Genomic DNA, 541 nt, shown 5'->3' with positions numbered 1-541 from the left:
GCGTATGAATGCAACCGTGCGTTCCAAATGCTCAAAGGCGGTTCGCCCTTGGGTAAAACGCTGAAAGGCCGCTTGGGATTTGAATTGCGGATGATTATTGTCGGCGGACAACTGATTTTGCAGAAACTGGACGGCAGCAAATACGATGTATTTACGCAACGTCCTGTTTTGGATAAAAAAGATTGGTTGATTATTCTGAAACGGGCATTCTTGAAGAAATAAACCGACCAGTGCAAAAGGTCGTCTGAAAACGCAGCTTGAAGGCTCAAGGCTGTTTTCAGACGACCTTTTTCATGACCGCCCGCTGTACCCCGAATATCGATACCAACACCAACGCAAATCCTGCCAATGACTTCGCGTCCATCCCTTGCCCTAAAAGCAGCCAGCCTAAAACAAATGCCGAGACAGGGCTGAGTAGTCCCAGCGATGAAACCGCAGCAGGCGAAAGTTTGGCAATTCCTCTGAAAAACAACACATAAGCTAACACGGCACCAAACAGGCACAAATACAGATAGCCGCCGATATTGGCGGGGCTTAAAGA

At 48.1% G+C, this 541-nt stretch carries 1 protein-coding gene and 1 pseudogene; one reads left to right on the top strand and one right to left on the bottom strand.

All coding sequences use genetic code 11. The annotated features are described in order from the left end of the window. Nucleotides 1–222 (top strand): annotated as a pseudogene (locus ACTHUR_RS17460) (squalene synthase HpnC); the annotation flags it as partial. A 55-nt stretch (nt 223–277) separates the two neighbouring features. On the opposite strand, the gene ACTHUR_RS17455 reads toward ACTHUR_RS17460, so the two are convergent. After that, a partial coding sequence (locus ACTHUR_RS17455) for an EamA family transporter (protein WP_440399979.1) occupies nt 278–541 on the bottom strand: 264 nt, incomplete at its 5' end.

The organism is Neisseria sp. P0021.S007, assembly GCF_051956855.1.
Note: the sequence above shows the minus strand (reverse complement) of the source record. Positions and strands in the feature narration are given on the sequence as shown.